The organism is Arthrobacter crusticola (assembly GCF_004357995.1).
GTDB lineage: Bacteria > Actinomycetota > Actinomycetes > Actinomycetales > Micrococcaceae > Arthrobacter_D > Arthrobacter_D crusticola.
On the sequence record NZ_SMTK01000002.1, the window covers coordinates 284,841 to 298,023 of the forward strand.

Sequence of the window (13,183 nt, forward strand, 5' to 3'; positions counted from 1 at the left end):
GTCAGCGGCTCAGAAGGCGGCAGCTCCCGCCGAGGCGACCTCCTGGTCCTGCTCGATGGTGCCGGTGGACACCCCGATGGCACCCATGATGCTGCCGTCGCGGACCAGCGGAATGCCTCCGGGGAACACCGCGAGGCGGCCGCCGTGCGCATCACTCAGCCCGAAGATCGGCCCGTCGTGACGGGTGGCCTCCTGCAGGTCACCGGTCTCGCTCTGGAAGGCGATGGACGTGTAGGCCTTGTTGATCGCGATGGTGATGCTGCCGATGTTTGCGCCGTCCATCCGGAGATGCGCCTTGAGGTTCCCACCGGCGTCGACGACGGCAATGTCCATCGGCTGGCCGATCTCGGAGGCTTTCGCCGCGGCGGCGTCGATGACGCGGCGGGCTTCCTCGGCGGTGACGGTTTCGAGTACTGATCCTTTAGCCATGGTTTCCTTCAATGTCGAAGTGGGGGTTGGTGGCGGGACAGCCGCGCCCAACTCAACCATCGATGCCTGCCGCTGGCGAGGTGGTGATTACCCCCAGCGACAGGGGAGGGGAACCCCCCATACCGGCCCGCCCGGAGCGGTCCTACCGTGGGAGGCAGCCTAGCCAGGAGGATTCGTTGTGGCCGTTGTACCCCTGAAAGACATCGTTGGTCCGGCATTCGAGCAGCGGTACGGCGTGCCCGCGATCAACATCTTCAATGACCTCACAATGGAGGGAGTGCTGGCCGGCGCGGTCGAAGCGAACTCGCCGGTGATCCTGCAGACCTCGGTGAAAACCGTGCGCAGCATCGGGTCCCGCGTGCTCTTCGACATGTGGCAGTCCCTGACCCGCGGCATTGAAGTACCCGTGACGCTGCACCTTGACCACTGCCCAGACCGCGCCGTCGTCACCGAATGCCTGAAGGCCGGCTGGAACTCGGTGCTCTTCGACGCGTCCGAGCTCCCGGTCGAGGAGAACCAGCGGCAGACCATCGAGGTCGTCGCCGAGGCCCGCAGCTACGGCGCCCAGGTGGAGGGGGAGATTGAGGCCATCACCGGCGTCGAGGACGACCACGGCTCCGACGAGGTCTCCAAGCAGCAGAGCCTCGATACGGCGCTCGCCTTCATCGACGCAACGGGAATCGACGTCTTCGCCCCGTCGATCGGCAACGCCCACGGCAGCTACAAGGCCGCACCCGTGCTCGACGTCGAACGCGTCACCCAGATCGTTGAGGCCCGCAATGTCCCGATCGCGCTGCACGGCGGCAGCGGCCTGAGCAGCGAGCAGTTCGCCGACCTCATCGCCCGTGGGTGCGCGAAGGTCAACATCTCCACCGCGCTCAAGGAAACCTACATGCAGTCAAGCCTTGCCTTCCTAAAGCAGGCGGAGCAGAACAACAAGTGGGATCCGCCGTCGCTGTTCAAAGCCACGCGTGCGGACGTGCTCGCCCTGGTCACGGGCCTCTGCACGCAGTTCGGCAGCGCCGGCAAGGGAGGGCGCTGAGCATGCCCACGCTCATCTTCGACTGCGACGGCGTGCTCGCCGACACCGAACAGTACGGCCATCTGCCCGCCTTCAACCAGACCTTCGGCGACTTCAACGTTCCCGTGCAGTGGAGCGTTGAGGACTACGCCGAGAAGGTGAAGATCGGCGGCGGCAAGGAACGTATGCGCAGCATCCTCACCCCGGAGCTGGCGCGGGACCTGGGCCTGAAGGACGAGGCCGCCATCGACGCCGCGATCCTCGCCTGGCATAAGCGGAAGACCGAGGTCTACAAGGAACTGGTTGCGAGCGGCGTCATGCCCGGCCGGCCGGGGATCGCGCGGATCGTGAAGGAAGCCTCCGACGCAGGCTGGACCCTCGCCGTCGCCTCGACCTCCGCGGAACCCGCCGTCCGTGCGGTCCTCACGCACGCTGTCGGGGACGACCTCGCAGCGCACTTCTCGGTGTTCGCCGGGGACATCGTGCCCGCCAAGAAGCCCGCGCCGGACATCTACCTGCTGGCCCTGAAGGAACTTGGGGTATCCGTTGCCGACACCATCGTTGTGGAGGACAGCGGCAACGGGCTGCGCGCATCCCTGGCCGCCGGGCTCCGCACCGTCGTTACGGTGAGCGGCTTCACCCGCGAGGAGGACTTCACCGGTGCCTCCCTCGTGGTCAGCTCCCTCGGCGAGTCCGAGGGCGAGCAGGCCGAGGTACTCGCGAACCCCTTCGGCGCGGACGTTCCCGGCGTCGTCACCCTCGCCACGCTGCAGGTGCTGCTGGCGCATCCCGGACCCGGCGGAACGGACTCCGCCCCAACCACCGATACGGAGACACCATGACAGCGACCGATCTCGCCGACGTCGAATACGTTGTGCGCACCCTTGCGGCCACCGCGGTGGAGAAGGAAAAAGAATTCGGGGACCTCGACGCCGTGGTCGGCGACGGCGACCTCGGCTACTCCCTGGCCCGCGGCTTTGAGAAGGTGCTGACCGACTGGGACTCGCTGAAGCGCGACGACGTCGCCACCTTCCTCCAGCAGATCGCCCTGGTCATTTCGAGCCGGATCGGCGGGACCTCGGGTCCGCTGTGGGGAACGGCGTTCCTCCGGGCCTCGGCGGCCGCGAAGGCCGTGGACACCATCGACGGCACCGCCGTCGTCGCCATGCTGCGCGGGGCCACGGACGGCATTAAGACGCGCGGCAATGCCGACCTCGGTGACAAGACGCTGCTCGATGCCCTGGTCCCGGCCACCGACGAGCTCGAACGGCAGATTGCGGCCGGTGCGTCGCCCGAGGAGTGCCGCAAGGCCTTCGCGGCGAAGACCCGCGAATGCGCCGATGCCACGTCGAAGCTCGAGGCGAAGCGGGGCCGCGCCAGCTACAGCGGGGAACGCAGCATCGGTTCGCCCGACGCCGGCGCCGTCGCGGTCGCGATCCTGATCGAGCGCATCGTGGCCGACTGGCCCTGAGTTTCCCGAACAGCCCGATCCAACCCAACGATGTGGAGGACTCATGAAGAAATTCGTCAATGACCCGCAGCAGTTTGTCCCGGAGATGCTCGAGGGCCTGGCGCTCGCGAACCCGGACACCCTGAAGTATGTGCCCGAGTACAACCTCATCATGCGCGCCGACGGGCCCGACCAGGGCAAGGTGTCGATCGTGCAGGGCTCGGGGTCGGGGCATGAGCCGGCACACGTGATGATCGTGGGCAAGGGCATGCTCGACGCCGCGTGCCCCGGCGATGTGTTCGCCGCGCCGCCGTTCGACTACGTGTATGAGACCACCAAGCTGATGGCATCACCCAAGGGTGTGCTGCTGCTGGTCAACAACTACACCGGCGACAAGATGGTGTTCGAGATGGCACAGGAGATGTCCTCGGCCGACGGCATCGAGGTTCGGACCCTGTTCATCAACGACGATGTCTCCGTCGAGGATTCCACCTACACCATCGGCCGCCGCGGGGTGGCGGGCAATTTCTTCGTCATCAAGGCCGTGGCCGCCGCCGCGGAGCGCGGGGCGGACCTTGACGAGGTCATCCGGATCGGCGAGAAGGTGAACTCGGTGACCCGCACCATGGGCGTTGCCCTCACCGCGTGCACCCCGCCGGCGAAGGGCAGCCCGCTGTTCGACCTGGGCGAGGATGAAATCGAGATGGGCGTCGGCATCCATGGCGAGCCGGGCCGGCGCCGGGCAAAGATGATGCCGGCGAACGAGATCGTCGAGGAGATCCTGGGCCCCGTGGTCAAGGATCTGCCCTTCGGCGACGGTGACCGGGTCGCGCTCATGGTCAACGGCCTCGGCGGCACCCCGATCAGCGAGCTGTATCTGCTGTACGGGCAGGCGCACAAGCGCCTGGCGGAGCAGGGCATCAGTGTGGGCCGCAGCTATGTGGGGGAGTACTGCACCTCGCTGGACATGGCAGGTGCCTCGATCACCCTGGTGAAGCTCGACGAGGAGATTGAGTCGCTGCTGATGGATCCGGCGGAGATTCCGATCCGGGTGTTCTAGAGGTTTGATGCGCGACGGCGGGGCCCGGCACCTTTGGATGCCTGCCCCGCCGTCACGCGTGCATGGCATTGGCTCAGGTCAGGATGTCCTTGGTGCTGAATCGCCCGTAGGCCAAGGCCCCGAACACCGCCATATAGCCAAGCTGCAGCAGCGCGTTGTCGCCGAAGGACTGCCACGCGATCGGATCCCGCAGGAGGTCCCCGAAATCGAACCAGTAATGGGTGAACAGCCACGGGTGCATCCACTCAAGCTGCGGCAGCGCGCCAAGGATCTGCGAGACGGCGGCCAGGGCCGCGGTCGCCGCCATGGCACCCACGGGAACCGAGGTGAGGGTGGAGATGAACAACCCGATCGCGCTCAAGCCGAGCAGGGACATTGTCACGTAAAGCGCCAGCAGCAGCAGGCGCACCGCGTAGCCGCCAAAGCTTACGGTTGTCCCGGAGAGCAGTGCCACCGGGCCGATGGGAAACAGTGCGGCCCCGATCAGCGCCCCCGTCGTCACCACCGTCAGCGTCGCAACGAGGCAGAACACCGCCGCCCCCGCGTACTTCACCAGCAGCAGCCGCACCCGCCCGGCCGGCGCGACCAGCAGGTACCGCAGCGTGCCCAGGTTGGCCTCGCCCGCGATGGTATCCCCGGCCACCACGCCGATGGTCAGCGGCAGGAACAGTGGAATCGACACGGTCAGTGCGGTCAGCGACACGAAGAGCCCGTTCTGGGTGATGCTCGCCAGGAAGGCCGGTCCGCGCCCGGGCTCGGGCCCCTCGGAGAGCCGCACCACCACCGCGATGAGGATCGGGATCGCCGCAAGGGCGGCCAGCATGGCCCAGGTGCGACGGCGGCGGAACAGCACCGAGATCTCGGAGCCCAGCAGCGCACGGCCAGCGAAGGGGCGGGCCCGCAAGACGCCGTCGTGCGCGGACGGGGGAGGAGAGAGGGATTCAGCCGGCAACGTCGAACCCCTCTCCGGTCAATGCCACGAAGCGTTCCTCGAGAGAGGCTCCGCTCACGGTGAAGCCGCGGACGCGCACGTCCGCCCGGACCAGTGCCGCGTTCACAGTCTCCGGCTGGAGGCCATTGAGGGTGAGTTCGGCCGTCACGACGTCATCCCGGCCGCCGGTCTCCGGGCTCAGCCCGAGGGACTCGAGCACCCGGCGGGCCGCGCCCGGATCGGGGGTGAGGACCCGCACGTGGGCCGTGCCCTGCGCCCGTAGTTCGTCGAGGGTGCCTTGGGCGACCAGTCGTCCGGCGCTCATGACGGCGATCTGGTCGCACATCTGCTCCACCTCGGCCAGCAGGTGGCTTGAGACGAAGACGGTGGTGCCGCCGTCGGCCAGCGAGCGGATGAGGCTGCGGACCTCACGGGTGCCCTGCGGGTCGAGGCCGTTGCTGGGTTCGTCGAGGATGAGCAGGTCCCGCGGGGTGAGCAGGGCGTTGGCGATGCCGAGGCGCTGCTTCATGCCGAGCGAATAGGCATGGGCACGCTTCCGGGCAGCATGCCCGAGGCCCACGCGCTCCAGGGCGGCGTCGACGCGCTTGTTCCGGGTGGCGCGGGAGGTGAGCAGGTCGGCGTCGTCGTACCGCTGAAGGTTCGCCCGGCCCGAGAGGAACGGGTAGATGGCCGGGCCCTCGACGAGGGCGCCGACGCGGGGCAGGACGTCCCGGGAGGACTCGGGCATGGCGCCGCCGAGCAGCCGGATCTCCCCGCTCGAGGCCGCGGCGAGGCCGAGCAGCATGCGGATGGTGGTCGTCTTGCCCGACCCGTTCGGCCCAAGGAAGCCAAAGACCGATCCCCGTGGCACCCGAAGGTCGATCTCGTCCACTGCGCGCTGGTGGCCGAAGGTCTTGGTCAGCCCCCGGGTCTCGATGGCCAGCTCGGTGGCGGCCGCACTCACGGGCGCACCCCAGGCCAGGCCCGACACCGGTCGGTTGCCTGCCCCCGCGGCGCCCCCGGCGTCACTGCTGGGAGGCAGCGATCAGCTGGTCGGCACTAACAGCCCCGGCGAAGACGCGTCCGTCGTCGGCGATGAACACCGTGACCAGCGAGGTCTGCAGGACGCGCCCGCCGTCCACCTGGATGAAGGCCTGCTGCAGCAGGGCCTGCGCCTCGGCGGCGTCCTCGCTGCTCGGGCTGGCCGTGAAGACATCCGACGCTGAGCCCGCCGGCAGGGCGACAATCGAGCTCCAGCCCTCACCGAGGACCCGCGGCTCGGTGCCGGGGTCCCGGTCGGGTGCGTCGTGATCCCGGTGTTCCTTGACCGGCACCTCGGTGACGGTGGTGCCTGCCGGGGGAGCGAACTCGAAGAGGCTCGCTTGCGGAGCACCGAAATCGATGGTGGAGAAGGCGACTGAGAACGCGGGCTCGGACTGGCCCTGAGCGGCAATGGTGAAGCTCAGGGGAACGCCGGTCTCGGAATCCACGGCGAGGGATACGGCGCCGACGAGGGTGTCGTCGGTGCTGGGGGTGAGCACAAGTTCGTAGGCGGTGCGGCCGGCCACCCGGGCGTTGTCGCCCACGGTGATCTCGGTCGACGGGTCGATGGTGGAGAGGAACTTCTCGGCGATCTGACCCGGTGTGTATGCCGCGCCCATCGGGGCCTCGGCGACTTCCGCCGGACGGACCGCGTGGGCCGCTTCCTGCTCGCGGAAGTCGTAGTACCAGACCTCGTCGTCGTTCAGAGTGACGTTGCGCTCGCCGAGCCGGTCCTGCACCTGGACCCGTGCCTTGTCGGGCCCGTCGATGGAGACCTGGGCGGTGTGGTCGGCGGTGAGCAACTCGAGGGCCGCGGCCGGACCGTCGGTGCTTCCGCCGCCTGGGCCCATGGACTGCAGCTCCGGCAGGCCAAGCTCCGAGGACTGCTCAAGGGTGCCGGAGAAGGCGCTGTCTTTGCTGTCGGCGACCAGCTCCAGGAGTTCCTGGGCGGTCTTCGCCGGCAGCTTGGGACTCGCCTGCGCGAGGTTGGGCCCGACGACGGACGCCGCCACAATGACCGCCGGGACGATGCCGGCGGGAAGCCAACGCTGCCAGTTCTTTGCCATGATCGTGCCTTCCGGGTGATTCCCTTACCCCCACGCTCTGTTAACGGTACTCCTGATAGCTGGGAGGACGCCGTGCATTTCGGGACGGGATTGATCTGGCCTGTAACGGGCACCCATTGGCTCCGGGGCCCTGACCGGAGTACTACAGGTCCAGCATATCGACTCAGACTGGCGTGCCACCGAGGCGGATGAGGCAATCAACGAGATCCCAGACGGTTGGTTGCCGTGACTGCTCCCAGCCGGGGGCCGATTTATTCGGGTGATCGGTCATGGCGCCTGAATAGAGCCAGTTCGATCTCGTCTGCTCGCACTGCTCGTTGTACGCGGGAATTTTCGGACGCCTGTGCAGCCCAGTTGGCCAGAAGTGTGCAGTATCGCTGATAGGTCTCGGGCCACCATGCAGCGGTTGGCCCCTTGGGCCACACGTCTGCGTGGAGATTCCGAGAGACCACCTGATCAAGAATCAGGGTTCTGGGTTGGGTAACACTTCCTTGGGCGAAGTATAGGAATTTGGTCGAGAAAGCCGGTCCGAACCACGGTATCCGTCCAGCGCCCCGGTCGGTGGTCAGTAGGCCGTAGGAGTCTTCTGTCGGAGCACCGTTCTTCACTGACGTCCACGCTGATATGAGGAGTTCGCCGGCCCTGTCCTGATGGGCTGCGAGCCCGTCCAGCCGCTGATTCAAACGGGATGCCCGCGGCCCTAGCCCCCAGGCGAGCGAGTAGTAGAGCAGTTGGAAGGCTCCCTCCAAACTCGGGGTTTGGTCTCCAAGGTCGAACACCTCCTGTCGCGTCACAGTGGTCCGGCCGTCATGGGCAAGCTTGCCTGCGACGGTGGGAAGCCTCCGAGCAGCAAGGGCCTTTCGCCAGCGCTCACCATCGACAGTGACGACATGACCCAGCACGGCATCCTGACCAGGCAGGTTGCTTAGAATGTCGTCGGGCAATGGAGCCTTCTCGTTGATCATGTCGTGACTCTAGGGTGTGAAGCCGACAATCCAGCTCAACGACGCCCCTTACTTGTTCACTGATCGAGACCGCGGGCCCCAAGTCGTCTCTCGGCCCCATCGATCGCGTTGCAAGCCTTTGAGCGACTTCCAAAAGGCGGAAGATTAAGATCGGGAAGGTGGTACGGTCCAATTTCGCCCAACCTATTGACCTATGGCGTCCCGTTAGGCGAGGATCAAGTAACTGGTACGAACCACTTACTTTCATCACCTTTTCAGGTGGCCATTCTGTCAATGGGAGCACAGTCAATGAAGAAGTTCTCCACCACCGCCCTCGCGCTCTCCAGCGTCTTCGTCCTCGGCCTCACCGGCTGCGGGCTCAACTCGGGGTCGGACAGTGCCGAAGCCAACGCAGCCGAGGGCGAAGTCACCGGCGAAATCACGTTCTCCACGCTTCAGCTCAAGCCCACGTTCACCGACTATATCGAAGGCGTCATCGACGACTTCGAGGCCGAACACCCCGGCACCACGGTGAAGTGGATCGACATCCCCTTCGAAGGCGCCCAGGAGAAAATCTCGACCGACGCCCAGGCCGACTCCCTCCCCGACGTCGTCAACCTGAACCCCAACTTCGCCCAGCCCCTCGAGGAACAGGGCGCCTTCGTGAACCTCGAGAAGGCGGTGCCCGACCTGAAGGACACCTACGTCGAGGGCGCCTGGGACGCGTTCAAGGTTCCCGGCGAGGAGGGCTCCTACGGCTTCCCCTGGTACCTCAGCTCCGAAGTGACCATGTACAACAAGGCGATGTTCGAAAAGGCAGGGCTCGACCCCGAGCAGCCACCGGCCACCTACGAGGAACTGTTCAACGCCGCCCGCACCATCAAGGAAAAGGGCGGCGACATCCACGGGATGCACCCGGCCCTCGAAAACCGCTTCATCCCCGACCTCGCCCGACTCGGCGTCCCCCTGATGAACGAGGACGGCACCGAATGGACCTTCAACACCCCCGAGGCCGAGGCCTACGTGCAGGAACTCGCCGACCTCTACAAGGAGGGCGTCTTCCCCTCGGATTCGCTGACGCAGGACCACTCCAAGGAGACCGAGGCCTACCAGGCCGGCCAGATTGCCCTGTTCCCCTCCGGCGCCAACTTCCTGTCCATCATTGAGGAGAACGCCCCAGACATCGCCAAGGCAACCGACGTCGGCCCCCAGATCACCGGAGACAGCGGCCCCACCAACGTCTCCGTCATGGGCCTGCTCGTTCCCGAGAGCAGCGACAACAGGGCCACCGCCCTTGAGTTCGCCGAATTCATAACCAACGCCGAGAATCAGCTCGAGTTCTCCAAGATCGTCACCATCTTCCCCTCCGTGACCGAGGCCCTTGAGGACCCGTACTTCACCGACGACTCCGACGGAACCGTCGAGTCCAAGGCCCGCCGCATCGCCGCCGAACAGCTCGAGAACGCCCGCAACCTGGTGCCCGTGCAGTTCGACGACCGCGTGAAGTCGGCCGTCATCGGCAAGATCCAACTCGCCCTCAATGGTGAATTGACCGCCTCCGAGGCGCTCGACCAGGCCGTGGCCGAAGCCAACGCCATCACCGGCAAGTGATCACCCCGGCCGGGCGGTGTCCCGACAAATCCCGGGACGCAGCCCGGCCGACCGCACCAACCGCAGCACCCGAGGGAGAGAGCAGGAAATGAAAGCCCAGTACCGCTGGCTGCCGTGGGTGTTCCTGGCCCCGGCGCTCGCCATCGCCCTCATCTTCCACATCGGCCCGTTCCTCAACACCCTGGTCCTGTCCTTCACCGACGCCACCACCCTCGGCGGAGGCAAGTTCACGGGGGTCGAGAACTACGCCGCGCTCCTCGGCGATCCGCAGTTCTGGACGTCGGTGCGCAACACGCTGCTCTACGCCGTCGTCGTCGTGCCGCTGCTCATGCTCCTGCCGCTGTTGCTCGCCGTGCTCGTCGAGAAGAACCTGCCCGGCATCGGGTTCTTCCGCTCCGTGTTCTACTCGCCCGTCGTCGCCTCAATGGTCGTCGTCGGGCTGATCTGGACCTGGTTGCTGTCCTCCGACGGCGCCGTGAACCGGGTGCTCCAGGCACTGCGCATCGTGCAGGAGCCCCTGCCGTTCCTCACCGATACCTCGCTGCTGCTGCTCAGCTGCATGCTCGTCACCGTGTGGAAGGGCCTCGGCTACTACATGGTCATTTACCTCGCCGCCCTAGGGAACGTGCCGCAGCACCTCCACGAGGCAGCCCAGGTCGACGGCGCCGGCGGCGCCCGCCGCTTCTGGTCCATCACCCTCCCGGGTGTGCGCTCCACCATGTTCCTCGTCGGACTCCTCGGCGCCATCGCCTCAATGAAGGTCTTCGCCGAGATCTTTGTCATCAGCAGCGGAACCGCCGGCCCCGGCGGACAGGCCCGCACTCTCGTGTACACCATCCGCGAGGTCGGCCTCGGGCTCAGCGGCGAGATCGGCTACGCCTCCGCCATGAGCCTGGCCCTGTTCGTCCTCACCATCGGATTCTCGATCCTTTATCTGCGCTCGCAGAGAATGGAGCAGACGCGATGAGCGCTGTCGCCACCCGGACACCCCCGGCCCGGACGACGCCGTCCCGCCCGGACCGCCCCCGCCGCAGGAGCCGGGCGAGCATCCGCCGGAAGGCCGTCAACTACGCCGTCCGCTACCTGCTGCTCGCCTTCGTGTTCGTGCTGCTCGCAGGCCCGTTCATCTGGCAGTTTGGCACCTCCCTGAAGGGCCCGGCCGAATCGATCTTCACGGCCAACCCCTTCCCGGTCTCGCCCACCGCCGAGAACTACGCCGCAGTCGCGGAGACCATCCCGGTCTTCCGCTACATCGGCAACTCGCTGATCGTGTCGACGTCGTCGGCCGTCCTTAACTGCATCTTCGCCTCGCTCGCCGGGTACGTGCTGGCACGGATCCGCTTCCGTGGCCGCACCCTCGTCGACATCCTGTTCCTGGCCACCATCATCATCCCGTTCGAGGTGATCATGGTCTCGGTGTTCCTGACCTCGCGCTCCCTCGGCCTCGTCGACAGCCTGATGGGCGTGATCCTGCCCGCGGCCGCCACCGGCCTGTCGATCCTGATCATGCGCACCGCCTTCAGCTCCCTTCCCCGGGAGATCGAGGAGGCCGCCATGATCGACGGCGCCTCCGACTGGCAGCGGTTCCTGCGGGTTGCGCTGCCCTCGGTGAAGGGCTCCCTGATGGTTGTCGCCATCTTTGCCTTCGTTTTCGCCTGGGACGACTTCCTCTGGCCCCTCGTTATTTTGAAGGACCCGTCCAACTACACCCTTACTGTGGGTATTCAGTATCTTTCCGGCACCTTCACCAGCAACCAGCGCGTGGTGGCCGCCGGAACCATGATCGCCGTCCTTCCGCTGCTGCTCCTGTTCTTCGCGCTGCAGCGGTGGTTCTTCCGCGGCGTCGGAGAAGGGGGAATCAAGGGATGAGCGCACCAAAGTACGAGATCCTGCGCACCGAACTCGAGCAGCTGATCACCAGTGGACTCGACGCCCACGCCCCGCTGCCCAGCGAGCGCGAACTGATGGCCCAGTACGGGCTCTCCCGCATGACCGTGCGCGAGGCCCTGACCCGGCTCGCCGAGGACGGCCTCGTCTACCGGGTGCAGGGGGCGGGCACCTTCGTGTCCGACCTGACCAAGATCACCAAGTCCCTCACGCTCACCTCCTTCAGCGAGGACATCCGTGCCCGCGGCATGGTGCCCGGGTCGCGGGCCAGCACGGTGACGTGGACCGAGGCCGACGCCGAGACCGCCAGCGTCCTCAATATTTCCCCGGGCGCCCGCATCGTCCACATGGAGCGGGTCCGTACCGCCGACGGGCTGCCGATGTGCCTCGAAAACGTGTGGATTTCGGCCGAACTGGTGCCCGAGGACTTCGAACTCGACGAGAACTCCTCCCTCTACGACTACCTCGAGGGCATCGGCCGCGGCCCGGTCACCGCCTCCCAGACGATCCAGGCCACCGTGCTCACCACCGACCAGGCGCACCTGCTCGAGGTCCCGCCCTACTCGCCGGCGCTCGCCGTCTCCCGGGTGGCCGCCGACGCGCAGGGCCGCGTCGTCGAGCAGGCCAAGAGCCTGTACCGCGCCGACCGCTACGACTTCCATGTCACCGTGGAGAAGGCGCGCGGACGGTGACGGCCGGCACCGCGCTCGGCATCGACATCGGGGGCACCAAGACCCTCGCCGCACTTGTCGGAAGCGACGGCGGCGCCGGGCCCGTCGATGAGATCCCGACGCGCGCCTCCTTTGGAGCGTCCCGCGTGCTCGCCGACGCGCTCGGCCTCGCCCTCACCACGGCCGGCAACCGCCGGATCGACACCGTGGGCATCGGCGCCGCCGGGGTCATCGACCACCGCACCGGCCGTGTCCTCTCCGCGACGGATGCACTGCCCGGATGGCAGGGGACCGACCTGTGGTCGGCCTTCCGGGAAGCGTTCCCGGAGGCGTCGGTCCGGGTGGTCAACGACGTCCAGGCCTTCACGCTCGCAGAAGTCCGGCACGGTGCGGCACGCAGCGCCGGCACCGTGCTTGGCGTGACCGTCGGAACCGGGATCGGCGGCGCCCTCGTAGTGCACGAGCAGCTCCACTGGGGAGCGCACGACGCCGCGGGGCACTTTGGCCATGTGCTGGTCCCCGGCGCCGAGGGGCGGCCGTGCCCCTGCGGGAAGGCAGGGCATCTCGAGGCGGTCGCCTCGGGAACCGCCATGACCGAGATCTTCCGGGAGGCCGGTGGAACTGCCGGGACCCTGCGTGACGTCGACCGCGCAGCAGCGGCCGGCGACTCAGCGGCCCGCGCGGTGCTCCACCGCGGTGCGGAGGCGCTCGGTGTGGCTTTGGGCTCGTTTGCCAACGTCTTCGATCCCGACCTCGTGGTCATCGGTGGAGGAGTCGCCGGACTGGGGCAGTGGTGGCTCGACCGCGTGCGCACCGCCGCCCGCGCCACCACCATCCCGGCCGTCGGCGACCTGCGCATCGAGGCGTCAACGGTGGGGGCCGCGGCCGTCGCGGTCGGGGCGGTCAGCGCCGCCCGCAGCCTGCCGCATCCGGCGTCGGCAGTCGGCGGCACAATGACGGCTGCCGGCGGCGTGACGGCGGCACCGGCAGGTTCGGCGCCGGCCGTCCCGGCGCCCGCCGTGTCGGCGACAGGAACCGGAGTGACCTCATGAGCATTGCGCTGATCCCCCT

The 13,183-nt window shown here is 67.3% G+C and carries 14 protein-coding genes; 9 read left to right on the plus strand and 5 right to left on the minus strand.

Going from position 1 to position 13,183, the window contains the following annotated elements; translation table 11 throughout:
- Window positions 1-9: 9 nt before the first annotated feature.
- The gene (locus E2F48_RS05295; protein ID WP_133402965.1) at window positions 10-429 is read right to left on the minus strand and encodes a GlcG/HbpS family heme-binding protein; all 420 of its coding nucleotides are present in this window, start codon (window positions 427-429) and stop codon (window positions 10-12) included.
- 178 nt (window positions 430-607) lie between these two features.
- Between E2F48_RS05295 and E2F48_RS05300 the strand changes: the two genes are divergently transcribed.
- The 4 genes from E2F48_RS05300 to dhaK are packed head-to-tail and all read left to right on the plus strand — an operon-like array spanning window position 608 to window position 3,960.
- Complete coding sequence (locus E2F48_RS05300; RefSeq protein ID WP_133402966.1) at window positions 608-1,471, plus strand: class II fructose-bisphosphate aldolase; 864 nt, start codon at window positions 608-610, stop codon at window positions 1,469-1,471.
- Window positions 1,472-1,473: 2 nt separating this feature from the next.
- Window positions 1,474-2,292 (plus strand): HAD-IA family hydrolase, encoded by an 819-nt coding sequence (locus E2F48_RS05305; protein WP_133402967.1) that lies wholly within the window; start codon window positions 1,474-1,476, stop codon window positions 2,290-2,292.
- A complete protein-coding gene (gene dhaL, locus E2F48_RS05310) occupies window positions 2,289-2,921 on the plus strand; it encodes a dihydroxyacetone kinase subunit DhaL (protein WP_133402968.1) in 633 nt (210 codons plus the stop codon). The genes E2F48_RS05305 and dhaL overlap by 4 nt, the downstream gene beginning before the upstream one ends.
- Before the next feature lie 43 nt (window positions 2,922-2,964).
- Window positions 2,965-3,960 carry a dihydroxyacetone kinase subunit DhaK gene (gene dhaK / locus E2F48_RS05315; protein WP_133402969.1) on the plus strand — a complete coding sequence of 332 codons (996 nt, stop codon included), beginning with the start codon at window positions 2,965-2,967 and terminating at the stop codon, window positions 3,958-3,960.
- Between the two features lie 73 nt (window positions 3,961-4,033).
- On the opposite strand, the gene E2F48_RS05320 is transcribed toward dhaK, so the two are convergent.
- From E2F48_RS05320 to E2F48_RS05335, 4 genes are all read right to left on the minus strand, one after another.
- Window positions 4,034-4,864, minus strand: a complete 831-nt coding sequence (locus tag E2F48_RS05320) for an ABC transporter permease (RefSeq protein ID WP_281274793.1) — start codon at window positions 4,862-4,864, stop codon at window positions 4,034-4,036.
- Between the two features lie 37 nt (window positions 4,865-4,901).
- Window positions 4,902-5,855 (minus strand): ABC transporter ATP-binding protein, encoded by a 954-nt coding sequence (locus E2F48_RS05325; RefSeq protein WP_246018530.1) that lies wholly within the window; start codon window positions 5,853-5,855, stop codon window positions 4,902-4,904.
- Window positions 5,856-5,916: 61 nt separating this feature from the next.
- A complete protein-coding gene (locus E2F48_RS05330) occupies window positions 5,917-6,999 on the minus strand; it encodes a LolA family protein (RefSeq protein WP_133402971.1) in 1,083 nt (360 codons plus the stop codon).
- A 251-nt stretch (window positions 7,000-7,250) separates the two neighbouring features.
- The gene (locus E2F48_RS05335) at window positions 7,251-7,964 is read right to left on the minus strand and encodes an 8-oxoguanine DNA glycosylase OGG fold protein (protein WP_133402972.1); all 714 of its coding nucleotides are present in this window, start codon (window positions 7,962-7,964) and stop codon (window positions 7,251-7,253) included.
- A 273-nt stretch (window positions 7,965-8,237) separates the two neighbouring features.
- On the opposite strand from E2F48_RS05335, the gene E2F48_RS05340 reads away from it, so the two are divergent.
- From E2F48_RS05340 to E2F48_RS05360, 5 genes are all read left to right on the plus strand, one after another.
- Entirely contained in the window at window positions 8,238-9,554 is a 1,317-nt protein-coding gene (locus E2F48_RS05340; protein WP_133402973.1) for an ABC transporter substrate-binding protein, read from the plus strand.
- Window positions 9,555-9,642: 88 nt separating this feature from the next.
- Window positions 9,643-10,521 carry a carbohydrate ABC transporter permease gene (locus E2F48_RS05345; protein ID WP_133402974.1) on the plus strand — a complete coding sequence of 293 codons (879 nt, stop codon included), beginning with the start codon at window positions 9,643-9,645 and terminating at the stop codon, window positions 10,519-10,521.
- The gene (locus E2F48_RS05350; protein WP_133402975.1) at window positions 10,518-11,423 is read left to right on the plus strand and encodes a carbohydrate ABC transporter permease; all 906 of its coding nucleotides are present in this window, start codon (window positions 10,518-10,520) and stop codon (window positions 11,421-11,423) included. Before E2F48_RS05345 ends, E2F48_RS05350 begins: the two co-directional genes overlap by 4 nt.
- On the plus strand, window positions 11,420-12,133 hold the full coding sequence (locus E2F48_RS05355) for a GntR family transcriptional regulator (RefSeq protein WP_133402976.1): 714 nt from the start codon (window positions 11,420-11,422) through the stop codon (window positions 12,131-12,133). The genes E2F48_RS05350 and E2F48_RS05355 overlap by 4 nt, the downstream gene beginning before the upstream one ends.
- Window positions 12,130-13,164, plus strand: a complete 1,035-nt coding sequence (locus E2F48_RS05360; protein ID WP_133402977.1) for an ROK family protein — start codon at window positions 12,130-12,132, stop codon at window positions 13,162-13,164. Before E2F48_RS05355 ends, E2F48_RS05360 begins: the two co-directional genes overlap by 4 nt.
- Window positions 13,165-13,183 lie beyond the last annotated feature (19 nt).

What these genes read in the sequence shown, in the direction of transcription:
- E2F48_RS05295 (WP_133402965.1), bottom strand. Translation starts at nt 429, where the DNA reads ATGGCTAAAGGATCAGTACTCGAAACCGTCACCGCCGAGGAAGCCCGC.
- E2F48_RS05305 (WP_133402967.1), top strand. Translation starts at nt 1,474, where the DNA reads ATGCCCACGCTCATCTTCGACTGCGACGGCGTGCTCGCCGACACCGAA.
- dhaL (WP_133402968.1), top strand. Translation starts at nt 2,289, where the DNA reads ATGACAGCGACCGATCTCGCCGACGTCGAATACGTTGTGCGCACCCTT.
- dhaK (WP_133402969.1), top strand. Translation starts at nt 2,965, where the DNA reads ATGAAGAAATTCGTCAATGACCCGCAGCAGTTTGTCCCGGAGATGCTC.
- E2F48_RS05330 (WP_133402971.1), bottom strand. Translation starts at nt 6,999, where the DNA reads ATGGCAAAGAACTGGCAGCGTTGGCTTCCCGCCGGCATCGTCCCGGCG.
- E2F48_RS05335 (WP_133402972.1), bottom strand. Translation starts at nt 7,964, where the DNA reads ATGATCAACGAGAAGGCTCCATTGCCCGACGACATTCTAAGCAACCTG.
- E2F48_RS05340 (WP_133402973.1), top strand. Translation starts at nt 8,238, where the DNA reads ATGGGAGCACAGTCAATGAAGAAGTTCTCCACCACCGCCCTCGCGCTC.
- E2F48_RS05345 (WP_133402974.1), top strand. Translation starts at nt 9,643, where the DNA reads ATGAAAGCCCAGTACCGCTGGCTGCCGTGGGTGTTCCTGGCCCCGGCG.
- E2F48_RS05350 (WP_133402975.1), top strand. Translation starts at nt 10,518, where the DNA reads ATGAGCGCTGTCGCCACCCGGACACCCCCGGCCCGGACGACGCCGTCC.
- E2F48_RS05355 (WP_133402976.1), top strand. Translation starts at nt 11,420, where the DNA reads ATGAGCGCACCAAAGTACGAGATCCTGCGCACCGAACTCGAGCAGCTG.